We start from the raw sequence: 22,151 nt of genomic DNA, 5'->3' as shown, positions 1-22,151 counted from the left end.
TGAATGATTTCCGGTGCCGTCAGTGTGAGATCCGTCGATAGAATCGCGAGCCACTCGTTTTTCTTGGAGCGATGGCGAACAAAGACCACGACGACCGGAATACCTGGAACCAGTTCCGTATGAATCTGACGCAAAATATTCCGCTGCTTCCCTTGCACTTGTGTTGCAGATCGGTAAAGCCCGTTAAGGTCCAGCCGCTGACCGTGAACGAGATACCGCTTGTTGTCGTTTTTCACCATGCCAATAACATGAAGACCTCGTTCCACCACTCGCCCGATTAAGGGCGCATGAGTGAACCAGCTATCCATGAGTACGTAAGTCGCAGAAACACCCGAGGCGATGGCCCGATCCAGCAGTTCTGAAACCAGATGCGGGGCCGAAAGCAGGGATTCTTTCCGGCGTTTGTATCCCGAGGATCGCTTGTCGATTCCCGGATGTATGCCGGTGAGTCCGGCCTTCACGGAACTCAGCAGGGCGAAGTCCAAAGGAAGAAACGTATGGCCGTCCGACCAGCCTAAAGTCAGCATACGGAACCCCTTATAATAAGCACCGGTGGCGTGATCTTTAAACCGAGCCAGAAGTTCTACCGCTTTGCTGCGATTTCGTTCAAACATGGAATCGTCGACGATGAACACGGAAGTTCGCGTTGACGGAAGTCAAGGTCTCGACTCGCTGAACGGTGTCACTGCTGAGCGAAGTCAAGAAACGCCGCCAAGCAAATTGGCTGTGATTCAGAAACCGATAGACGGCATCTTTGCCAGGAAAGGCTTCACCTTTGGAACTTTCGAGCAGACGAAACCAGTTCTTCTGATGAAAGAGCAGGACAAAAACAAGCATAAATAGATGGGAACAGGTATAACCAAAAGTCTTTTTAAATCCTGCATTTCTCAAGTGCTTCAAGACACCGAGTTCCTGAAAAGCAGGTCTCATTTCAGGTGGGAGTTGATCTAGGGACGACTTTTGTTTTATCATGGAAGGGACACCTCTTCTGTGGTTTAGTGGATCTCGACAATCTCACTTTACCAAAGGAAGCGGTGTTTTTCTATATGGGCAAGGCCTCTACTTAAACATGCTATATCTTAACCCCAACATGGGGTCAACTCGATTTTGACTCTGCGAAAGTTGAGTTAATTAGAAATCAGTTTCATTGTTCACAGTTAAAATCTCAATTGTTTCACAATAAAAATCTAAAATCCCATCCTCATAATCCTTTACATGATAACTCCCACTTTTCTCCCATTGGCTACTAGTTTTATCCTCAATTTCAAACCCAAGAATTTGATTGTAATTTCCTCCAAGATTTTTTACATATAAGGATGAAACATTATTGAATTTCATTAATACTTTTAACCTTTGTTTCATTTTTTTCTGTTCAATAATGAAAACCATCTCTAAATACGAGATATATTCATAGTCAATATTTTGAGCGATATAATAATTTAATGAAGTGAAAAAAGTTAATTGTCTGACGTTAAAGCTAGGCAATATTTCTGTGACTAATTTAATATTTTTTATAAATTCCATTTATATTTCACCATCCATTCCATAGATTGTTTCATATCTCATTTTGAATGGATAGTGTCCGTACCTAGAGAGGGCACAAAGCCAATCAAGGTTATATATACGTGCTAAAGATTAATTGTAAGGACTAAATTATCAGCTGCTTCTTTGAAATTCGCTGATTTCTTCTTTTAAGTTATAAAGCTCAATGGGCGGATTCCCTTCCTCTTTCCAATCCTCAAATAAACCTATAAATTCTTGGTTGAACAGTTCAAGTACTTAGATATTTTTTCTTTCAATAATACTTTCATTCCAAGTCTTTCGAATCGTTCTACTTCATGCTTATAAATCACATTCGACATACACACACCAGCCAATTCTTTATAAAAACCAACAGCAGTCTTGAACTAAAAGCCCCAAACTGCCGTTGATTTATCAAATTTTATTATTCTTCTACACCTGTAGGCAAGTTTTTACCTGCTGCATTTGGCTTCTTGTACATTTTATTCAGTAGGATCGTCTGCACGATAATGAAGATACCGCCAACCACCCAATATAAGGGTAGCGCAGCAGGCATCCCAAAAGAAAATACACCCATCATAACCGGTGACAACATTCCGATGAAAGCCATTTGGTTATTTGGGTTGTGCTGATTCTGTGCGGAAGCGGATTGCGACAAGCGGAACTGGACGAAATACACCGCAGCGGCAATAAACGGCAAAATCATATCAGTCTGCCCCAAGCTAAACCACAGAAAATCGTGAGCGGCAATCTCCGGGGTACGGCGAATGGCATAGTAAAAGGCAAGAGTGATCGGCCACTGGAGAAGCATCGGTAAACAGCCCATACTTAAGGGGTTGAATTGATGCTTTTGGTAGAGCTGCATCATCTCGGCTTGCTGTTGCCTTTTGGCATCCGCACTAACGTCATCCTTGTACTTATCCTGAAGTGCAGTTAACTCCGGCTGAAGGACGGTCATCTTCTCTTTCATGTCCATTTGTTTCTTGGTTTGATTCATCATGAGCGGCATGATCGCAAGTCTAATGATGAACGTCATCAGCACGATAGATAATCCGTAGTTTCCGTGAAATGCATCGGCGAAGAATTTGATTAGGAACGATAATGGATATATAAAAAAGTGGTTGAATATCCCTGTTGAATCGGCAGTAATCGAGTGTGCTTGGGCTGCTGTTGAACACCCGCTAAGCACAATAACCGGAATAACTGCCGTCAACAATACGAGAATGGGCTTGGCCCATGGTTGAAGCCGCATGATCTTTTTCATCGTTGTCCTCCCTAATTGAAAGTATGATTATCAATGTGGGGAAGGACATTGTCCTCTTCATCCGGTGCTTCTCTTCGTCTGGCAGTACGTATGATCCAACGCTGTATGCTGCTCGGTTGCGACAGTCTGACAGCCACATACCAAGTGGAACCCGCTGCAGCAATATCATGATCCCAGTGAATCTCTCGTACAGAAAAATGAGCAAATGGAAATGATACTAAGGAATAGATAAGAGCGATCGAGAACGCCAATTGAACTAAGTCATAAAAATGCTCCAGCCAGGTTCACCTCCGTATGAGCCATATCGGATAAAGTTGAATAAGGATCATACGTTAGATTGACGTTGTCGTTTCACTTACCTGCACGTTAGATTAACACATAGCAGAATGTCCTGCTCCTCACCCTTTTGATCCACAATAGAAATTTGCTCAGGCGGTTTTTCCAGGCTTTTCCCTCTAACTAACAGCTGTTGTTCCCCTTCGATAGGGTACCTTCTTATATACACTCCTGAACCGATATCCTCATACGGATACTTGTCAAAATCGCTCCAACTCAGTGCGGCTCCCTTGTCCGCTAAGCTCTCTAATTCATTTAACGAAATATAGCCGCTCGTTCCTTGCTCCTTATGACTTTGGCAGGCTGTACAGATCATTAAGACAAATAACAATGTCATTGAAAGCTTGAGGCATTTGGATAGTGTCATACAATCCCTCCAAGTTCTTATCATTCCACTGGTAATCTCAGGGATAATTATATCGTAATTTATGCAAAACCAAAAATTAAGGAGTAAGTTGAATTGTGGTTGAATTACGTTCTATTGTGATATACTGAACGAAGGAGGTGGTATTTGTGTCAACGGTAAAAGAAAATTTGCTTCAATTTTTGGAGAAAGTGGAGTCAGGCAATGTTACTGCTCAAGATATTTACAATGCACAGACTCTTTTAGAGTCTTCTGTAATTATTTCTTCAAAAGGTGTGCTACGTAAGGGAAGACAGGGAAGTCATAAAAACCGCCGCATTAAATTCACTCCTTCCTTGAGCAAAGCTTTTCAATCAAATGATTTCTATACCGTTCAAGAGGTTGCTGAGCGCTTTAATGTGTCGGATAAAGCAGTATATAAATGGATTAAACAAAATAAAATTGAATGGGAACGTACCAGCCAGCATAGCAGGGATATTCGAATACCCAAGAAGCAATTTAAAAATCCTCCCGCAGAAGCGGAAGTTACAGCCCTCGAAAAATTCATTTTTAATAACGCTGCTGAGATGGAACTCGTTAACCGTAAGGATCTATACCGTGATGAAGACTAAAATTATCATCTGGGATGGCTGCATACTTGCTGATCGGTTTATTTACCGAAATCACAGGGTTCGCAAGGAATTCGACCGGTTATATGATTTGCATATCAACGGCCTTGTAGAATTCTGCCTGCCCAAAGCTGTTCAGGCAGAATTCTATGGTTTATTGCGCTCGGGAGGCATAGCTATCCGTACAGAAAAGGATGGGCCGATGAGACCCGTTGCTTTCGAACATGACAAACTTATGCCACTCTTCGAAATGTTCAAGGGGATTTTTAATGTGGAATTTCTGGATTCATTGGGGCAAATAAACTGGCCTGAATTTTCAGACGATTATAAACTAATTGTGGAAGAAATTATGCAAGAGGAGTATGGCTGGAGACATAAAGGCCAGGATGTGATTGAACAATATCTAGGGAAGACAATTGCCATGTTACAGGAGGAAGCAAAGCAGGAACGGGGACGTAAAAAGCCGCTGAAGGACATGGATGATTATCCGGTAATGGCTGCAGCCATTATACATAACGCCGACATCATTGTAACTTATAATCTTAAGGATTTTATTGATCCATTTGGCCAAATTCGTGTGATGAATCTGGATACATTTCTATTACCGGAGACGCAGGATTCGCTGTTTTAAGATTTATAACCATCAACTTAAAAAGGATGCTAAGAGTGTATGCACACTCTTAGCATCCTTTTTACTATCTTAGCTTCACTTCAGCCCCATACCTCTCCTTCCAATGCTCCAGCCACTGCGAATAATCCAGCCCTTTGATCTCCTTCAGCGTCTTCCCTTCGATGGAGTACTCTCCGCCGGCCACGACGAGATTCTTGATTATGCTTAGCGGACCCGAGGTTCCGCCTATGACCTCATGATCTGCAAGCATGACATTTACGGCAATCCTGTATTCGTCCGGGGGATATTGCTGCTCCAGGGGATGATTCTCCACGATGAATCGGTAAGTTATGATTTTTTTGCCGAAATAGGCATCAGGTTCTTGCTTCTGTACCGACCAGAGCTGCATGTAATCCAGATTCTCAAGCATGGTCTGATCCAATGTATATTGGGCAACTTCTTCTGCAGGGTCAACGATCTTGTAACCAAGAGTCTCAACATACCCGGCGGCGATTTGCTCGTCAGTCTCACCTTCGGCGGTGCCTCCCTTATTACTGCATCCCATTGCGGCCAACAGTGCCAGGCTAAACAGTAGGAATAATCCTATGAGCCGGTTCATTCGTTTCGTCCCAAGCTCATTGTAATACGTCTGAGGCTCTTCTTCTCTGGACAGCGGAGATTACAACCGGGACAGCAAAGACAAGAGATAGTCCGAACAGGACGATCGCTGTAATTAAAGAGTTATGCCCCCCGTCAGAAGAAGCGGCATGATGGCCGCCACCCACCAGGATTGCTCCGTCATTGGAATTGCGGTTCATAGAATTCAAGGCATCTGCCGATTCGCTAACCGCATCCCTAACCTCTGAAGGACTGATTTTCTGTTCATTCGTTAAATCAATATAGGTCTCGTTAACCTCATTGTTTATATAGAGATAATCCAGCTCGTAGCGTTTGTCGTCAATCAGCTCTACAGTGCCCTTTCCGGCATACTCTGCTTCCAGCCGCTTCACGGTGTTGTCAAAATCATTATGATTGCTGATATTATAGATGGTCCATGCCCCTGACTCCAGAGTAGCCTCGATCACCCCAACCTGGGCCTCTTCCAGATAAAGAGGAAATTTATAACCCGCCATTTCATGTGAAATGGAGTTGTCCTGGACATTCAACTGGTAATAGGGGATTCCTTCCCCCAGAGTGGCCTCATGAAAGCTTGTTTTGCCCGTACCATGAAAGTTATCCTTCTGGGCTTCAAGGCTATCCGCATAATACTCTTTATATTCCTGCTCAATGGCTCCTTTGATCTCTGCCCCAGCCTTCTCAAGACCAGAATCGGCATATGCAGCATTTCCAGCCAGTGACAGAGCCAGGACAGCGGTTAATAGCAACGCACGAATTTTCAAAAAAAGCCCTCCAATTGTTGTTTGTATTAGGTCATTAATTTCAATTAATATTGTTTACTGTATTAACCCACTTATAAGTGGAATTGCTCTTGAACGTAGAATAGCCTTGAACATTGCTCGAACCATCTGCCGGATCAATATAATATAAGTTCTGAATATTGTTAGTGGTGTTGTAGTAATACCCTTTAACTACAAAGGCATGACCAATACTTGAGCCAGCCTTGCTCGTAAACGCAAGAACATTGGAGTAATTATCTATATTGCTGACTAAACTATTGTAAGACGGCACACTTAGTGATGCAGATGAGCTTACGCCATAGGCGGCAAGTCCTGCCTGCGCATCATAGACCGTCCCGGCCGTGTCCATGTATATGCCCTTTGCAGCCTTCACTATATTTTGCTGGGTGGCGCTGGATTTCCCCAGATATTGTCCAGCCATGCTGGATACAGCCGCCCAGCACAGATAGCTGCCCTGTTGTACTTGGGAAGTTACGTCATGAATAGTAACTCCAGAAGCAGCATATACGCTGCCTGCAAACAGAGAAGCCGAGATCATCGAACTAAACAGAATTGACAGCGGTTTCAATTTCATTTTTTTCACTTTTTTCAAATCCCTCTTGGAGTATTGATCCATCGGCCGACAGAACTGTAGATAATACTATCATAAAATACTATATTTGGAATATTGAAATTAAAGCTTTTATATTGAAAATCATAGATTTAACAATCTGCCAAAGGATTATTTCCAGCTTGTCACTTCAGATTTAAGTATACATATTGTGCAATGAGTTATCCGGGCGTATACTTCTAGTAAGGGGGCGATGAGATGAGCAGAATGAAGAAAATTACGATATTTACGGGTGTTGGATTGTTGAGCGTTGTTGTCATTGCCATTGTTGCGGTCTACGCCTTCGTAATCCGGCGGCCGGTGACCACTACCCCCGTAATCGCAGAAGTGAAGCCTTACGAGTGGAACAAGGTCAAGCTGGGCGGGAATACCCTTTCCAGTGATGGATCAGAGTATTTCATATGGACTAAGACTGGTGAGAGCAACAATTGGATCATCTTCTTTTCCGGCGGCGGGGTCAGCTGGGATGCCCGGAGCGCTGCACATCCTATTAAGCTCATGAACTTTATTAAGGGCGGAGATACAGGCAACTATTTCGCTGACATTCCGTTCTATATGCTGACTTTGCTCGGCGGGATGATGGATACGGACAACCCGGATAATCCTTTTCACGGCTGGAATGTGGTCTACCTCCCTTATTCAACAGGTGACTTCCACATTGGTAACCGCACCGCTACGTATCCGCGAGAGGACAGCAGCACCTTCACCATGCGGTATAACGGGCGTAATAATGTGCGCAGCAGCCTTGACTGGATCTATGCGAACGTGGCTAAGCCCGATAAGCTGCTAATTGCAGGCGAAAGTGCCGGGGGATTCGGTTCCGCCTTCTGGGCGCCCGAGATCTCCAACCATTATAAAGACTCTGAGATTTTCCAATATGCGGACAGCTCCTTCCTGAAGTCAGACAAGTGGCCGCAGGTGATGGAGCAGGAATGGGACTCGGATTTCACTGCAAACTTCGGATATGCGCCGGAGGCAGATATCATCGGGGCTTCTTTTCGCGCGAATGGCCGGCTGCTGCCTGCAGGTACGGTGCTTTTACAAGCCTATTCGGTATATGATGAGATTCTGATCCACTTCCAGAACAAGATTAACGATCATAATGGTCCACGGGACCAGAAGCTCATTAAGGAATGGTCAGAGGAAATGCGGCAATCGGTAGCTGCTCTAGCGGCAACGGTTCCTAATTATTATTACTATTTGACGGATTACGGGCTGAATGCTGAGAACGGGACCACCCCGCACACTTTTTCCACCCGGGAGACCTTCTATCAGGCGGAGCAGGATGGGGTGAAGCTGCTGAAGTGGCTGGGGGATGCGGTCAATCATCACAACCCCTATTCGGTGGGCAGCAAGTTCCTCGGGAAGCCGGAGCCAGCTCAAGAGTAGTCCGGGAAGCAGCGGAATACTAGCATAACAGCATAAGGACAGGAGAGGAAATCATTGAATTTGCGTGAGAAGCAGCAGCAATTAACGAGGAGCCTTATTAAGGATACTGCGCTGGAGCTATTCTGTACTCAGGGTATTGAGCGCACGGATATGACACAGATCGCCGGACAAGCCGGTGTCTCCCGCCGCACATTGTACCTTCATTATAAGGACAAGGAAGATTTAGCCGCCGAGCTCTATGTCGATAATCTGGAGCAGATGTTTGGACAGCTGCTGTTTGATTTCGATTTTGCACAGCCGGTACAGTCTCTGGAGAAGATTCTGGATCAATACCTGGAGCTGAGAGAGCATCAAGAGTCACTGATCTATTATGATGCCCTTTTTGGAGTCTACTACAGTACTCTCTCCAAGAACCCGGCCGAGCTCCCTGACTTCAGGAAGGCTATGGAGGTCTGGTATTCGCGGTACATCAGCCTGGAGAGCGCCTCGGTGGCTCCAGAGCATCAAAAAAAGTGGCTGGACCTTCTGCAGAAGTCCACCCACCTGTATTTCATGTATTTACAAAAAGCCGTTATTCTGTCTCACCAGCGGGGCGGTGCAGTCACGGAGGAAGACCGGGCAACGGACCGGCAATTCAAGGATTTCATTATGTCTGGCGTACGGGCAACCTGACAATAATCGTCGTGCCTACTCCTGCCGCACCGTCTACCTCAATACTGCCCTGATGCAGGGAGACGATTTTTGAGACAATGGCCAGTCCCAGACCGTTCCCGCTATTACTTCCATTCCGCGATTTGTCTACTGTATAGAATCTTTGGAACACGGCACCCCACTCCTCCGGGGAGATCCCGATGCCATTATCGCTGATAGTGACGGCAACTTCCGCTGCACTGTGGTCTATACGGATGCTGATCTTCCCGCCTTCTGGCGTGAACTTGATGCTGTTACTGAGCAGATTCATCCATACCTGCTTCAGCTGATCTTCATCCCCTGTGATATGAACAGCTTCCGGCAGCTCCAGATCAATAATGATGCTCCGGGCTGACCACTGCGGCTCACAGGTCACCACGATGGTTCGGATCTGCTCGTCAAGCCGGAAAGGGACTGCCGTGAAGGGGTGATGCTCGGAATCCAGGGAAGCCAGCTTCAGCAGATTATCACTTAGCCGGGACAGACGTCCGCTCTCCGCAATGATGATATCCAGATAGTCCTTACGTTCCTCTTCGGCAATCAGATCATTGCTCTGCAGCGCCCTGGCAAAACCGGATATGGAGGTAAGCGGTGTCTGGATTTCATGGGAGACATTGGAGACGAAATCCTGCCTCATCTGCTCCAGCTGCTTCAGTTCCCCCGCCATCTCCACATAGCTCTGGGTCAGCTCCCCTATCTCGTCCACACGGTTCATTCTGAGATCCACTTCGAAATCACCCTTGGCCAATCTTCTGGTGGCATTCGTCAAAGCCTTGATCGGCTCCACCAGATATCTGGCAGCGACAACAATACATACGCTTCCCAGCACAAGCACGAGCAGCAGCACAAAGAGTACCAGCCGGTTGACAAGATGTTCGTTCTCAGCAGAATACTGCAGGAACATCGCACGCCACTCCCCCTTGAGCATGAAGGGCATTCCGATGAACGTATCATCATCTTCCGTGGAGGAACGATAGACCTTTCCCTGCAACACTTGCCGGACAGCGCCGGGGGTGATGGTCACAGCCGGACTATCCGGGAGACCGTAAAAGCTATGTTCCCCCGAGGGATGGTACATGTGGATAGGATGCGCCGATATTTTAACCATACTATTCAGGAACTCATCCATATCTGTAGGCTTGGCGTCATCATAGCGGTGAATAATCTCCCTGCCCACTGTGATCATCTCGTTCTGTCCCTCATAACTTATCTGCTTCTGAAATACATACAAGCCGATGAAAAAGGAACAGATCAGACTAAAGACAATAATGCCAAGAAACGTGAGAATGATCCTGACATACAATGTCTTGATCATGGCTCAGGGATCAGCCGGTATCCCAGGCCGCGGGCGGTTTCGATCTGAAAACCCTCGCCGTTGCCGCTGAACTTCTCCCTCAGCCGGCTAATATGCACATCTACCGTCCGCCCGTCCCCTTCATAATGGAGTCCCCAGACTTGCTGGATCAGTTGTTCTCTGGTGAAGATCTGCCTGGGGTGGCTGACCAGCAGAAACAGAAGATCAAATTCCTTCAAGGGCAGCGTGACCGGTGCCCCGCCGCGTGTAACCTGAAAGGTCCGGCGGTTAAGCACCACATTACCGAGCTGCACGGACTGGGAAGTAACTACCAGTGAGCGTTTGAGCAGCGCTTTTACCCGCATCACCAGCTCCACCGGATCAAACGGCTTGGTCAGGTAATCGTCCGTTCCGAGCTGAAACCCTTTGATTTTGTGGGCGGATTCCGCTTTGGCCGTCACCATGAGAAGAGGGAGATTCGCATCCGAACGCCTGATTTCCCTGCACAGCTCCCAGCCGTTCAGTCCCGGCATCATAATATCCAGAATGACAAGATCAATCTGTGAGTCCTCTATGATCGACAAGGCCTTGGTGCCGTCCCCGGCTTCTTCGAGGTGGAACCCTTCTTTGCGCAGATATAAAGACATCAGCTTCCGGATATTGTCATCATCATCCGCGATAAGTATTGTAGCCACGGTCATCCTTCTCTCTTAAGCGTTATCCAAACTGCCAGCCGAGCAGATTCCAATAGTAGAAGAAGATCGTCAGTACGATAGCCGAAAGCGTCACTAACGTGTAATGCACCCGCTTCAGGGCGGTCCAATACTTATTCTTCCAAACCAGTACAGCCGAGATCAATATTGCCAAGGTCAAGCCCGCCATAATGATTGGCATAACCAGACTGACAGACAGCAAAGGACTGATACCGCTGAGCTTCTGCATAATGTCCATGGACATAATAATCATAAACAGAGTAATAAAAGACAACAGCGCCCAAACGGAAGTTCCCGCAGATAACCGGATGGCCCGCTTTTCGGGGAGCGTCATCGCCTTGAACCTGCGTCTGAAGAAGATAGGTCCAGGCAAGGCCGTGAGGAAAATGAATCCGACGACACCAAGCAGTATGAGCCAAAACTCACTCTGATCCAAAAGCGGCGTACGCTCCAGCGGCATCTCCGGAGCCATGTCCAGAAGCATATGTGTCACTGTGCCGGACTCATCCGTAAGGAAGCCGATCTGATCAGTCCCTTCCTCCAGCTGGAACAGGTTAGGGGCAATTGCTCTGTACAGCTGTTGTTCACTGCCGCTTCCCAAGGATATCTTGTTATCCACAACCGTAACATTCAGCTGGGCAAAAAAGTTAAAGAACTTGTCAATATCACTTATGTTGCGGCGTGTAAATTGATAGGAGCCGGCATATTTCTGCACAGATTCCGCGGAAGCGGAGAACTCCGGCTGCTTCACTTCGGAAGCGGGATAATACCGGTTGAACAAGGCCTGGACCAGATTAGCCGCAGCTTCGCTGCCTTGACCGCCATTGTAGGATAAGAAAATCCCCAGTTGCTTGGCAGGCGCGAGATATAATTCCGTATTGAACATGGGATCGGAGCCGCCATGAGAGATTATTCTCACCCCGTTCACCCGCTTCTCTGCGAATCCGAGAGCGACTCCCGGCAGGCGCTTATCGAGCTGAAATGCCGTTGAATGAATGAATGCAGCAGTCTCAGGCTTCAGAATCTGCCCGCCCCCATATTTCCCGTTCTGCAGATGCGCGATCATGAAATGGGCCATGTCTAACGCAGATACGGTGCCCGAGCCGGCAGGACGAAATCCGCCCTCGAAGGTAGGTGTGCCTGGAATAAAGCTGCCGTTCTCGCTGTTATACCCTACCACCTGGTTAGGGATGAATGACTCCGGCAATGGCTCCACGACCGTCGAATGCTTCATGTCCAGCGGATCGAAGATATATTTCTGAATATAATCATTATAAGGAATGCCGCTGACATCCTCCACGATCATCCCGGCAAGCGTGGCTCCATAGTTAGAATAGGCACTCATCTCACCGGGCGGTCTGATCCGGGCGAGCATATGTTTATTGAGTGTCTCCGAGATGGAACCGGGCAGTCCGGCAGGATCAGTGACGATCTGATAACCGACCCCGCCCTCTTCAAAGCCTGCTGTATGGGTCATCAAATGACGCATGGTGATCGGTTCAGGATAAGTGGCAGGAATCTTCACGGATTTCAGATAGGTGTTAATGTCCGTGTCCAGATCAATCTGCCCCTGTTCCACCAGCTGCATCACAGCTGTCCAGGTGAACAACTTGGTCGTTGAAGCGATTCGGAACATGCTGGTGGCAGGGTCAACCGGAGCCGCTTGCTCCAGATTGGAACTGCCATACCCTTTGCCCAAAATGATCTTCCCGTCCTTGACGATGGAGATGACGGCTCCCGGAATTTGCAGCCGGTTCATATACTCTTCCATCATACCATCCACAAAGGCAGTCAGGCCTGCCGTATCCTCAAGATTGGCAGGTGCTTCAATCCGGGACCCCGGTGAGGCGGCTTGCCCCGTCTCCGCCTTTGCATGTTTCCCGGGAAATATAAGGCCTGCGCCTAACCCCAGCACAGCCAGCATGGCCATACCGGCGATCAGCTTTTTTTTCATAAATATTAACATTATTACCCTCCGCATCATCTGTCTATTTAAGGTTGAACTTCATCCGCCTAACACTTATAGAGATTATCAGAGTAGTGTGAATGGAACGTTAACAAGACTATAAATGCTTCAAGAGCAGGTTCATTAGACAAGAATTTTCATTGATCGAATGATAAAGTACATTCACAATCACTTGAAAATCCTGCATGAAATACAACACTTCACCTAACAACTGAGTATGCCTGAATCCAAGTTGTAATTCTTACAACAATTATGCCTATAAAACTAAGAACTTAACTCACTTACTTCGTTGCTGCCAGGATTCAGTGGAAAAAGGAGTGCGCAAAAAAGAACGCCCGCTCTGCCGGGCGGCAGCTTGGGACGTTCTTCGTCTTATGTACAGGGAATTGAATGTCTTCTTGATCGCCAGACATCATTCAGCTTCGGTATAATTTTAAACGATTAATTTCTTTTCCACACTCTCACATTGATTAGATAATATAAAGTCATAAGGGATTGAATTACTAAAATACCCAGCGGAAGTACATACAGCATTTCAGCCTGATATTTTTGGAAAAGCTCAAAAGATACTACAGCATATCCTCTAGGTTCAACACCTTGTAACTCCACGAAAAGAAACAGAAGTAAACTGCTTGGAATGACCGTAAATAAAAACCAGGTGATTTGGTCGCCTCTCCTATTAGCCCTAATAAACAATAAAGAATTAATAAAACACATGCAGAAGGGCAGGAAGTAGGTTTTGCAAAGTAATATTATTATTTCTGTTCCCCATCCCTCAATTCTTATCTCAAGAAAATAGATTAATATCAGGTGTATTGCAATTGCTGCTAACATATAAAGAACGGCTTGGTATATTGGCTTTATGAATTTCCCCATTCTCTTTCCTCCTTGCTTAACATTGTATGAGGTAAAATGATTATTCTTTGGATAATATCATAATCCACATTGAAACCCACAAGACTAACTGGATGACCGAATAGATAAAGGGGAAAAAAAGCATCAGTTCTAAATAACCTTGTTCAAAATGCAATTCAATAAATACGGGTTCGCTCGGCTCCGCGCCCGCAATTTCTTTTATTTTAAAAAGGATGGCCGCACTGGGAAGCAGACTGGTCAATAGCCAAACCAGATTATACCTGATCTTCTTCGTTTTCAACGACCTCATACAAGTTGCATACAACAAAAAAACCGGAGCGCAATATGTCAATGCAATTTGCAGACCCCCTACTTCCTCCCACGCACCCTTTTTTAAATTCAAAAAGCTAATGATCAGCAAATGAATTATACCCACCACTGCAACCTGCGCTAGTCCTTTAATCCTAATAATCATCCGCTCACTCAACTTATCTCCCCCGTGATTATATATATTTTCCTTTTACACCGAATATCGGATTCTCCTCTTGATTTATGTATATCAAAGAACCGCAAAAAAGGAGCCGTATACAGATACGGCCCCAACTCATTAAATATTTTTATTATTCTTCTTACAAACGAGATGGTACAGACAGAATCAGGATTGCTATACTTTTAGCTCAATTGCATACTCGTAAGACAGGTATCATCACTCTCAAAGGTGGAAATCTCAGACTGGGCCTTCTTGCCCTCATGCGTAATGGTCATCTTATAGTTCTGATCACGCGGCAGCCATAGGTCGATGAAGCCGTTCGGCTGTGACTTGACGGTCTGGTTCATGATCTCCTTACCGTCTGCGTCTTCGATCGTTACCCCGAAGGATTGGCCGACCATCTCTCCCTGGCAGCCGGTCAGGCTGTGCGTGGCACAGGGATGTGTATTCTGCACATAAGGGGCAACCGACAGGAAGAACTCTTCCTCCGGCAGCTCGTAGACTGCTTCGTTAGAACCGCCGCTATCTACAATAAGCTGAGTAGAGGTAATCGAAGCGGACTCTGCCGTCAAGGTGCGTGAGCTGAAGTCAGCCACCATTTGCTTGATGTTTTGACTGCTGCCTGGAGTTGTGGCAACTTCCGTTGTCTTAGCTCCCCCGCTTCCCGCGTACAGATAGATTCCTAGCGCAGCAATCACCGCACAGGTACCTGCTACCAATTTATTATTCATGATATAGATTCATCTCCTTGTAGATGGAATTCAGCCCATTTCTTCCCGCAAATCATGCTCCATGAACAGAATATCACGTTTCATTTCCTTCATGCTAGCTCTGGAGATCCGTCCAGCCTCGAACATAAGTTGAATGTTATCACGTTCTAGCTGAATCCCCGCGCGCGACAACTCGTGCAGCGACTCTTCGAACTCCCGCTTCGTAGCAGAGATAGACTCCTGCCGGGTCAGTCTGAGCCGCCCCCGCTCATAACGAAGAATCAGGGAGCTAATTACCTCAGGCTCCATCTCCCCCGTATTCTGCAGCTCTCTCAGCTGTTCAAGAACGTAAGCGAAAATCCCGGACTGTAGCCGGTTCGATTCCTCTCGCCGCTCCTGCGCGTTTAAGCGAACCTGCTGAATGACACCTGTGATTTCTTCCCAGCTTTTGAACGGAATCAGGTCATTCTTGTACTGCGGATCACGGGTGTATATGAACAGCTGCCGGTTCAGGCGGTTCAGATAGCGGTATGCCGTGTACGGATTCACCTCGTGCTGCTTGAGCGCATGCATGGTGTATTCCCGCTGCCACTTGAGTGCTGTCACCCCAAGCTTCCGTTCCATTTCCTCAGCGTCTTCATTCTTCTTCAGCAGGCGGATTCGGGCATTATAAGTGCCGGTCAGATGATTCAAAGCCATGCGGGACTGATCCGTAGCCTGCTCATTTAGACCGGCAACCACGCTGCGCAGGATTTCAATTTTGGCCTCCACCTCTTCGGCATTATGCTCCGCTTCATGATCGGAGCCAAGCAGCAGCGGCAGCAGAAAGTTAGACGCCAGCAGGGTCCACAGAATGACACCCGCTGCCAGGAAAATAATCAGGTCCCTGGCCGGAAAGTAGGAACCGTCATCCAGGAAAAACGGCAGTGACATCGTACTCGCCAGAGTAATCGTACCGCGGACCCCCGACAGCGTGAGAATGAGCGCCTTCCTGAACTCCAGCTTCCAGGGTCCCCGCGGCTCCTCCCCTTCGGGAATATCCATGACCAGCATCCAGACCAGCCTCAGACCGAGGACAGCAGCGGTTAATAGCAGGGTATACAGGATAACCTGGATATTCCCTATATCCGGGTTGTTCCAGACGGTCTGAATAATCTCCGGCAGCTGGGTACCCAGCAGCAGGAAGACGAGGCCGTTCAAAACAAAGATAATGACGGACCAGGTGCTTTTGGACACGACGCTTAGCTTGGCTACCTCAGGATTCATCTGCTTGTATCCGAAGGAATGGGCGATCCCTGCACTTACCACCGCTAGAATTCCATTGACCCCAAGCTCCTCAGCGGCCATAAAAATAGCAAACGGCGTCAGGATCTCAATCAGCATATGTAACGTGACATTCTCCATCCCGAGCCTGCGCAGCCACCGGACGATCCCGTATTTAATGAGCGTGAGCACAAGGCCCAGCACCACACCGCCTAGCGAGATGCCAATAAAGCTCAGACTGGCCGTTTTGAAAGAGAATGCTCCTGTTACCATAGCCGCGACTGCAAATTGAAAGGACACCAGACCCGACGCGTCGTTAATCAACGATTCTCCTTCAAGAATCTGCATCGTCTGATGGGGGATTTTCACTTTTTGCTCCAATGCGCCTACAGCGATCGCATCCGTAGGGGCCAGTGCCGCAGCCAGCGCAAACGCAGCAGCCAGGGGCAATACCGGCAGCAGCCAGTGCAGGAAATATCCCAGCACTCCTACCGTTAGAAAAACCAGTCCCAGCGCCAGCAGCAATATCGGCTTTTTCAGCTTCCATAAGGCCACTTTATCGGCAAGCCTGCCGTCATTGAACAGTAAGGGGGCAATGAATAATAAGAGGAACAGCTCCGGGTTCAGCTCCAGCTCGAAATGTAGAGGCAACCAAGTCAAGGCCATACCCAGCACAATCTGAATGATCGGCACGGAGAGCGAGGGGATAAACCGGTTCACCAGATTAGACAGCGATACGGCTGCCAGCATCAACAAAATATACTCAAATAACTCCAAACGAACAAACCTCCATCTCTGCACTTGCGTGTGCAGGTACTAAATTACGTTATGTATGTAAACTCAGTATAAACGATCTGGGAGGAAATATCCTCTTGGTGGTGGACTATAAAGCATCTATTGCCGCTCGCCCATGTGCCAGCGTATAATGAGCTCAGACGAAGAACGTCCCAAGCCATCACTGGCAGAGGGGCGTTCTTTTTTTGTTAACATGAAGGAGGAAATACATATGGAGTTTGAAAAAGCGCATCAGCTTCTATTAGAACGGCATTTGTCAATCCGATCAGGGGAGCGAAGAGGCCGGCTGTCACGGGGGCACCAGTATGCTGAGAAGCTGATGCTGCGCAATGTCTGGTGGCCGCTATTTGGCAACCTGGATGACCTGCATCCGGAGTATGAAGTCTACGACTGGAACCGCAAATCACAGTTTCTGGATGTTGCATTTCTCCCGCCATACGGGAAATTCGGTCTGGAATGTGACGGATATCAGAGCCATGTGAAGGATATGGACCGGGAGAAGTTCAGCTATTCGCTGAACCGGGATACTTTTCTGAATGGATTGGGCTGGAGGATTATACACTTCTCCTTCGATGATGTGCAGAATCGCCCGGAGATCTGCCGTATGCTGCTGCAAATGGTCATTGCCCCTGCATTGCTGCGGATTCCGTCCGGCCCGTCTCTTTCACCGCTCGAACGGGAGATCGTTAGACTATCCTGGAGTCAAAAGAAGGGATTACGTCCCAGAGATGTGATGCTGCAATACAATGTGAGCTTCCGTACGGCGCGTAAACAACTGCAGGAGCTGGTCCACAAAGGGCTGCTGCGCCCTGTCATGCAAAATACGTATATTTGTTATTATGAGCCTGTGCAGGGGGTGCCCGATATGTATCAGTAAGTGCTGATGACTCGCCTTGGGTGAACCGCTCTGAACATAGGTAAGCTTCATGAGTAAATCCTCAGTATGCAATTTGGCGGGGATTGTAGCGGTTTGACAGTCCAACAGCCTTAATAATGTTGCAGATATTGAAACTTGGCTATCTAGATACTGGGGTGTGCGGGAGAATTGTTGCAGGAAATGCAGGAATCTTAACGTGAAGTTACTTAGATGCGGAGTATTCCTGCTTTTTGTGCAACATTTTCTGATTATGGCCCCTTAATGAGAGGCAATGTTGCATTATGTGCAGGAATTGTAATTGTGCTGCCGCCTCCACTTCCAAATCAGCAGGGGACGGCACAACGGACGGTTCAGCGCATGGCCTGCGGATAGCTCAATGAATAGCTCAGCAGATGGCTCAAGGGGTGCCTCAGCGCATGGCTCAACGCATGCACGCTCACGCACAGAAGAACAACCCGCCTATTTCATAAGCGGGTTAACCTCCTGTTCCATTTGTGCGAGCAGCTTCTCTACAGTAGAAGTTTGTGTGTAGAGACCATCCATCAGCAGTTGGATCTTGGTATCAATCTGCTGCCAATTCTTATGCCCCGGTGCGATGCGGGCAGTGGCGATCTGGTCGAGAACCGCCCGCTGAATGCTCTCCGGTGAAGGCTCGGAGGCTGCCCGCAGGAAGACATCGGATTCCAGCACAGACTTGCGTGACGGGACAAAATACTGCGCGGAGATCCTCATGGACCCGGCGCTGGTGATGAACTTGAGGAGTTCCGCCGCTTCCGCCGGATGCGCCGTCTCGAATACGGACACTCCCGCATAACCGAGGGAGGTCCCTGTCCCCTTAATGCCCGCCGGCATCGGGGCGATATCCCAGGCAAAATCGGTGACCGCCCGGGCTTTGGAGGTATAGCTGTAACGGTCTGTATACATACCGATCCGGCCGCTGTCGAACGTCAGCTCATCCCCGGGCAGCGGATGCACCTTGTTCTTGAACATCATATCGCTGTAGAGCTGCAGCGCTTCCTTCCCTGCGGGGGAATTCAGCGCAAACAATGCTCCTCCGCTGTCGAACAGCTCTGCCCCATGCGACCAGAATAGCGGCAGCAGCGCATCCGACCAGTTGTTCCAGTCGCGGACCAGCTTCACACCGTAGATACCGCGCTGCGGGTCGGTGATGCTCCGCGCCGCCTTGAGGAACTCCTTATAGTTCCAATTCCCTTCCTCATACAGCTCCGTTGGCGTCTTCAGGCCTTTGGCAAGGAACAGGTCCTTATTGTAATAGATCAGTACCGGGGGCGTGGAGAAGGGTATTCCGTACAATCGGTCCTCCCGCCTGAAGATATCGAGTGTAGACGGATAAATATCAGCGTAGTTGTACTCGGCGTCATCCTCGACCTCTGCTGCGATATCCACCAGCTGGCCCGATTCCAGTAACTGTGGAATCATCCGTTCCGCCAGCCAACCGGCATCCGGGGCCGTACGGGAGGCCAGCATAATCGACAGCTTTTGCTGGTAGTCGGCAAAAGGAATCGTCATGATCTCTACCTCTATCCCGGAATGAAGCTGCTCGAATTCATCCACCAGCCCCTCAACCATTGCTTTCTGCGCATCGTTGCCCCAGATGCTGAACTTCAGCTTCACAGGCTCCTGCTCCGCAGCCGTCTTAGTTCCTGCTTCTTCGTCCCCTGCTGTCCCCTCAGGCGCTCCGTTTCCTGCACCTGAGGAGCAGCCTGTAGCCAACAGCACCGCAGCCATCAGACCTAGCAGCCTTGTCCGCATCCTTATGCCTCCTCCTGTCTGTCCCCGGCGGGGCCGGTATTGTTCATTGCTTCCCAGTTCATCGGCAGCCGCAGCGAGACCGTTACGCCGCGCTCTGCCGTGTTATCCAGTGTCAGGCCGTAAGGCTCCCCATAGAGCAGCCGCAGCCGCTGATGGACATTACGCAGCGCGAACCCCTTGAGTATCCGGCCGAAGCCCCCCTGCTCCGCATCGGCTGCGGCCCGGGGCTGACGGCCATATAGCTGTTCTTCAAGCTCCAGCATCCGTCCGGCGGTGATGCCCAGGCCATCATCCTTCACCGACAGAATCAGGTCCTCTTCCCTGGCAGAAGCCGTCAAAGTAAGGTGCAGCCTGTCTTGTCCCATCGCATGTTCAATGACATTCTCGATCAGCGGCTGGAGAATCAGCTTCGGCACCACACAGTAGTCGAAGGAAGAATCAATGTGAATGACGGCTTGCAGCTTGTCACCGAGGCGCATGCCCTGAATACGCAGATAGGCTTCCACAAATCTCACCTCATCCAGCACATACACCATCTGTTCCCGGTGGCCTACCGTGTAGCGCAGCAGCTTCCCCAGACTGGTCACTACACCGGAGAGCTCGCGGGTATTACCCTGCAAGGCCAGCATATTCACCATCTCCAGCGTGTTGTACAGGAAATGCGGATGAATCTGGCTCTGCAGCGCCAGCAGCTCTGCCTCCCGCTCCTTCAGCCGGGTCTCATAGACCTCTTTGACCAGACGGTCGATCTCGCCGATCATCGTATTGAACCCCTCGGTCAGCTGCCCGATCTCATCACTGGTGGTGACCGTCGCGCGTTCCAGGAACAGCCCCCGCTTCACCTGTCTCATCTTCGACTGCAGGTGGGCAATCGGCTTAATCAGGCGGCTGGACAGCAGAATAGCTGCCGTATAAGCCGCCATCAAGGCAACGATCGACACCACCAGTGTAGAGTTGGTTAACTCACGGGCGTCCTCACGGAGCTGCGCACGCGGAATCAGGGAGGTGACCTTCAGTCCCGTGTAGGAAGACTCCGCAGACGCCGTAATATACGATTCGCGTGAGTCGGGAAGCCGGCCGGCCCCGGAGTACAGGACCACCTGATCCTTGCCTGTAATCTGCAGCAGGCCGCTCCCGCTGGAGCGGACCGTCGAGACAATAGACCCGAAGCCCCGGGGCATCAGATCCACCTTGACAATCCCCAGCATGGCATGGGTGTATGGCTCACGGATGACTCTGGCTACAGAGATCACCCCCTGCTTCGGTTCTGTATAATAAGCTGCAGTATGCGGAGGAAGAATGGCCAGGCCGCCGTCCTCCTGCTCAATGGTCTCCATCCACTCTGCCATGCTGCGGTCCCACCGCTTCCTTACGCTCTGATCCAGGTTGCTGAAGATTCCTCCGTCATTGGTGAACACCAGAATGCTCTCGATCTCGCCCCTGTCAAAAGCCAGAGAAGAGATAAACAGATTCATCTTCAGCGTCTCATCTGTGGTCAGATAGGTGCTGGCGGGTCCCGCGCCCCTGTGCTTCCTTAGAATCTGCATCATATCCTCATCGTACAACGGCGCAAGGGTAAGCCGGTCCAGCTCCTTAATATAATGCTCCAGGTTAATACTGATCTGGCTTACGACCTGATTGGACAGCTCCACCGTGCTGCGTTCGACTCCGGCAGTATATTTTCTATAGCTGATCGTACCGATAACCAGAAACGGAATGGTGATCAGCAGGCAGAATAATACGATAAATTTGGTGCGCAGCGGCACATAACGTGATTTTTGATTTGACCCTTTTCTGAACGGCATGTCAGGCAGCCTCCCGGACTCTGATTCCTTACACCAAGATAGCATAATTCGAGTATGAAGTCAGAGCCGTTCGCCAGGTGTATTTACCAGCGGGAGGCAGCCGCCCAGAGCATCCGGCTCAGCCGTTCTCAAGCTCCTCCGCCCAAACGTCCGTCTGCCTCCAGAACTCTCCGGCTGTCAGGGTGCCGCTGTGAATCATATAAGCGTAATCCAGCAGATTCGGCAGGCAGGGCAGGTCCAGGAGATAACGGCTGAACGCATGGGCGGCAATCTCCGAGGTCCGGGTCACGCTGGCCCGGATACGCAGCGGCCCCAGAGAGAGGCTGCTGATATCATCCAGCCGCTTGTTGGTATATCCCAGCTCTGTGAATTCCAGATCGTGGAACAGCTCATGGGCGAGATGAATGTCGGTGACTTCCTTCAGGCTGAAGGAACGGCCGGGAAGCAGCACACCGGCACATTGCCGCAGCTCCTCCATCGAGGACCGGTACAGCGTAATGACGCGTTCCTTGTCTGACAGCTCAATCTGGGCACGGAAGCGGATCTGCCCGATGGTGCCCTTCCGTTCATTGAGATTCACCCGGATGCCCCTGTCCCTGCAGATGGCTCCGACATCCGTGCCATAGCGGGCTTTGAACGCCAGAGCCTGCTCCTTCCCGATGGCCAGCGGACGCTCCACATAATAACGCCGTTTGCCCTGCGGTATCCGGTGGAACAGCAGATCATTCTTCAGCTCGGCATAACCCAGCACGCGGTCGTCCGGTACGGTGTTCGCTGCGGTCTTCATCCTTAGGTGCACC

Annotated in this window: 21 protein-coding genes and 1 pseudogene; 5 read left to right on the top strand and 17 right to left on the bottom strand. The window is 49.0% G+C overall.

The genetic code is table 11. The features are described 5' to 3' along the window. The 4 genes and pseudogenes from ACFSX3_RS25640 to ACFSX3_RS25625 form a co-directional block, all read right to left on the bottom strand. Positions 1-972, bottom strand: a pseudogene (locus ACFSX3_RS25640) (IS4 family transposase); the annotation flags it as partial. A 159-nt stretch (positions 973-1,131) separates the two neighbouring features. After that, positions 1,132-1,524, bottom strand: a complete 393-nt coding sequence (locus tag ACFSX3_RS25635) for a hypothetical protein (RefSeq protein WP_209993427.1) — start codon at positions 1,522-1,524, stop codon at positions 1,132-1,134. A 421-nt stretch (positions 1,525-1,945) separates the two neighbouring features. Beyond that, positions 1,946-2,785, bottom strand: a complete 840-nt coding sequence (gene yidC / locus ACFSX3_RS25630; RefSeq protein WP_379256968.1) for a membrane protein insertase YidC — start codon at positions 2,783-2,785, stop codon at positions 1,946-1,948. A 355-nt stretch (positions 2,786-3,140) separates the two neighbouring features. Next, on the bottom strand, positions 3,141-3,488 hold the full coding sequence (locus ACFSX3_RS25625) for a hypothetical protein (protein ID WP_209993428.1): 348 nt from the start codon (positions 3,486-3,488) through the stop codon (positions 3,141-3,143). 146 nt (positions 3,489-3,634) lie between these two features. On the opposite strand from ACFSX3_RS25625, the gene ACFSX3_RS25620 reads away from it, so the two are divergent. Next, positions 3,635-4,096: a helix-turn-helix domain-containing protein gene (locus ACFSX3_RS25620; RefSeq protein ID WP_209993429.1), complete on the top strand. Its 462-nt coding sequence runs from the start codon at positions 3,635-3,637 to the stop codon at positions 4,094-4,096. Beyond that, on the top strand, positions 4,086-4,724 hold the full coding sequence (locus ACFSX3_RS25615) for a hypothetical protein (protein ID WP_209993430.1): 639 nt from the start codon (positions 4,086-4,088) through the stop codon (positions 4,722-4,724). The genes ACFSX3_RS25620 and ACFSX3_RS25615 overlap by 11 nt, the downstream gene beginning before the upstream one ends. A gap of 64 nt (positions 4,725-4,788) precedes the next feature. Here ACFSX3_RS25615 and ACFSX3_RS25610 read toward each other — a convergent pair whose 3' ends face one another. From ACFSX3_RS25610 to ACFSX3_RS25600, 3 genes are read right to left on the bottom strand one after another with little or no spacing between them, the layout of a single operon-like run. Beyond that, positions 4,789-5,322 (bottom strand): hypothetical protein, encoded by a 534-nt coding sequence (locus tag ACFSX3_RS25610; protein WP_209993431.1) that lies wholly within the window; start codon positions 5,320-5,322, stop codon positions 4,789-4,791. A gap of 16 nt (positions 5,323-5,338) precedes the next feature. Next, complete coding sequence (locus tag ACFSX3_RS25605; RefSeq protein WP_209993432.1) at positions 5,339-6,103, bottom strand: hypothetical protein; 765 nt, start codon at positions 6,101-6,103, stop codon at positions 5,339-5,341. Between the two features lie 40 nt (positions 6,104-6,143). Further along, positions 6,144-6,704 (bottom strand): papain-like cysteine protease family protein, encoded by a 561-nt coding sequence (locus ACFSX3_RS25600; protein WP_379258874.1) that lies wholly within the window; start codon positions 6,702-6,704, stop codon positions 6,144-6,146. Between the two features lie 225 nt (positions 6,705-6,929). Between ACFSX3_RS25600 and ACFSX3_RS25595 the strand changes: the two genes are divergently transcribed. Then, on the top strand, positions 6,930-8,120 hold the full coding sequence (locus ACFSX3_RS25595) for a pectin acetylesterase-family hydrolase (RefSeq protein ID WP_209993434.1): 1,191 nt from the start codon (positions 6,930-6,932) through the stop codon (positions 8,118-8,120). A 54-nt stretch (positions 8,121-8,174) separates the two neighbouring features. Further along, on the top strand, positions 8,175-8,792 hold the full coding sequence (locus tag ACFSX3_RS25590) for a TetR/AcrR family transcriptional regulator (RefSeq protein WP_209993435.1): 618 nt from the start codon (positions 8,175-8,177) through the stop codon (positions 8,790-8,792). On the opposite strand, the gene ACFSX3_RS25585 is transcribed toward ACFSX3_RS25590, so the two are convergent. The 7 genes from ACFSX3_RS25585 to ACFSX3_RS25555 form a co-directional block, all read right to left on the bottom strand. Next, positions 8,767-10,125 (bottom strand): sensor histidine kinase, encoded by a 1,359-nt coding sequence (locus ACFSX3_RS25585; RefSeq protein ID WP_209993436.1) that lies wholly within the window; start codon positions 10,123-10,125, stop codon positions 8,767-8,769. The two genes, ACFSX3_RS25590 and ACFSX3_RS25585, sit on opposite strands and share 26 nt — an antisense overlap. Continuing rightward, positions 10,122-10,799, bottom strand: coding sequence for a response regulator transcription factor (locus ACFSX3_RS25580; RefSeq protein ID WP_209993437.1), 678 nt, complete (start codon positions 10,797-10,799; stop codon positions 10,122-10,124). Before ACFSX3_RS25580 ends, ACFSX3_RS25585 begins: the two co-directional genes overlap by 4 nt. 22 nt (positions 10,800-10,821) lie before the next feature. Further along, positions 10,822-12,783, bottom strand: a complete 1,962-nt coding sequence (locus ACFSX3_RS25575; RefSeq protein WP_379256982.1) for a serine hydrolase domain-containing protein — start codon at positions 12,781-12,783, stop codon at positions 10,822-10,824. 441 nt (positions 12,784-13,224) lie between these two features. Continuing rightward, positions 13,225-13,659 carry a hypothetical protein gene (locus tag ACFSX3_RS25570; protein WP_209993438.1) on the bottom strand — a complete coding sequence of 145 codons (435 nt, stop codon included), beginning with the start codon at positions 13,657-13,659 and terminating at the stop codon, positions 13,225-13,227. Positions 13,660-13,699: 40 nt separating this feature from the next. After that, on the bottom strand, positions 13,700-14,125 hold the full coding sequence (locus tag ACFSX3_RS25565; protein WP_209993439.1) for a hypothetical protein: 426 nt from the start codon (positions 14,123-14,125) through the stop codon (positions 13,700-13,702). A gap of 185 nt (positions 14,126-14,310) precedes the next feature. Further along, positions 14,311-14,859, bottom strand: coding sequence for a CueP family metal-binding protein (locus ACFSX3_RS25560; RefSeq protein WP_209993440.1), 549 nt, complete (start codon positions 14,857-14,859; stop codon positions 14,311-14,313). Between the two features lie 30 nt (positions 14,860-14,889). Then, on the bottom strand, positions 14,890-16,878 hold the full coding sequence (locus tag ACFSX3_RS25555) for a Na+/H+ antiporter (protein ID WP_209993441.1): 1,989 nt from the start codon (positions 16,876-16,878) through the stop codon (positions 14,890-14,892). A 229-nt stretch (positions 16,879-17,107) separates the two neighbouring features. On the opposite strand from ACFSX3_RS25555, the gene ACFSX3_RS25550 reads away from it, so the two are divergent. After that, a complete protein-coding gene (locus ACFSX3_RS25550) occupies positions 17,108-17,773 on the top strand; it encodes a hypothetical protein (RefSeq protein WP_209993442.1) in 666 nt (221 codons plus the stop codon). A gap of 459 nt (positions 17,774-18,232) precedes the next feature. Here the strand turns inward: ACFSX3_RS25550 and ACFSX3_RS25545 are convergent, their stop codons facing one another. The 3 genes from ACFSX3_RS25545 to ACFSX3_RS25535 form a co-directional block, all read right to left on the bottom strand. Further along, complete coding sequence (locus ACFSX3_RS25545) at positions 18,233-19,546, bottom strand: ABC transporter substrate-binding protein (protein WP_209993443.1); 1,314 nt, start codon at positions 19,544-19,546, stop codon at positions 18,233-18,235. Positions 19,547-19,548: 2 nt separating this feature from the next. Further along, entirely contained in the window at positions 19,549-21,351 is a 1,803-nt protein-coding gene (locus ACFSX3_RS25540; protein ID WP_209993444.1) for a sensor histidine kinase, read from the bottom strand. Between the two features lie 118 nt (positions 21,352-21,469). Further along, the gene (locus ACFSX3_RS25535) at positions 21,470-22,138 is read right to left on the bottom strand and encodes a hypothetical protein (protein ID WP_209993445.1); all 669 of its coding nucleotides are present in this window, start codon (positions 22,136-22,138) and stop codon (positions 21,470-21,472) included. Positions 22,139-22,151 lie beyond the last annotated feature (13 nt).

The organism is Paenibacillus rhizoplanae (assembly GCF_042684125.1).
Taxonomy (GTDB): Bacteria; Bacillota; Bacilli; order Paenibacillales; family Paenibacillaceae; genus Paenibacillus_AQ; species Paenibacillus_AQ rhizoplanae.
This window is presented reverse-complemented; position numbering and strand designations above follow the sequence as displayed.

What these genes read in the sequence shown, in the direction of transcription:
- ACFSX3_RS25570 (WP_209993438.1), bottom strand. Translation starts at nt 13,659, where the DNA reads ATGGGGAAATTCATAAAGCCAATATACCAAGCCGTTCTTTATATGTTA.
- ACFSX3_RS25625 (WP_209993428.1), bottom strand. Translation starts at nt 3,488, where the DNA reads ATGACACTATCCAAATGCCTCAAGCTTTCAATGACATTGTTATTTGTC.
- ACFSX3_RS25585 (WP_209993436.1), bottom strand. Translation starts at nt 10,125, where the DNA reads ATGATCAAGACATTGTATGTCAGGATCATTCTCACGTTTCTTGGCATT.
- ACFSX3_RS25545 (WP_209993443.1), bottom strand. Translation starts at nt 19,546, where the DNA reads ATGCGGACAAGGCTGCTAGGTCTGATGGCTGCGGTGCTGTTGGCTACA.
- ACFSX3_RS25575 (WP_379256982.1), bottom strand. Translation starts at nt 12,783, where the DNA reads ATGTTAATATTTATGAAAAAAAAGCTGATCGCCGGTATGGCCATGCTG.
- ACFSX3_RS25535 (WP_209993445.1), bottom strand. Translation starts at nt 22,138, where the DNA reads ATGAAGACCGCAGCGAACACCGTACCGGACGACCGCGTGCTGGGTTAT.
- ACFSX3_RS25595 (WP_209993434.1), top strand. Translation starts at nt 6,930, where the DNA reads ATGAGCAGAATGAAGAAAATTACGATATTTACGGGTGTTGGATTGTTG.
- ACFSX3_RS25540 (WP_209993444.1), bottom strand. Translation starts at nt 21,351, where the DNA reads ATGCCGTTCAGAAAAGGGTCAAATCAAAAATCACGTTATGTGCCGCTG.
- ACFSX3_RS25610 (WP_209993431.1), bottom strand. Translation starts at nt 5,322, where the DNA reads ATGAACCGGCTCATAGGATTATTCCTACTGTTTAGCCTGGCACTGTTG.
- yidC (WP_379256968.1), bottom strand. Translation starts at nt 2,785, where the DNA reads ATGAAAAAGATCATGCGGCTTCAACCATGGGCCAAGCCCATTCTCGTA.
- ACFSX3_RS25560 (WP_209993440.1), bottom strand. Translation starts at nt 14,859, where the DNA reads ATGAATAATAAATTGGTAGCAGGTACCTGTGCGGTGATTGCTGCGCTA.
- ACFSX3_RS25615 (WP_209993430.1), top strand. Translation starts at nt 4,086, where the DNA reads ATGAAGACTAAAATTATCATCTGGGATGGCTGCATACTTGCTGATCGG.
- ACFSX3_RS25550 (WP_209993442.1), top strand. Translation starts at nt 17,108, where the DNA reads ATGGAGTTTGAAAAAGCGCATCAGCTTCTATTAGAACGGCATTTGTCA.
- ACFSX3_RS25635 (WP_209993427.1), bottom strand. Translation starts at nt 1,524, where the DNA reads ATGGAATTTATAAAAAATATTAAATTAGTCACAGAAATATTGCCTAGC.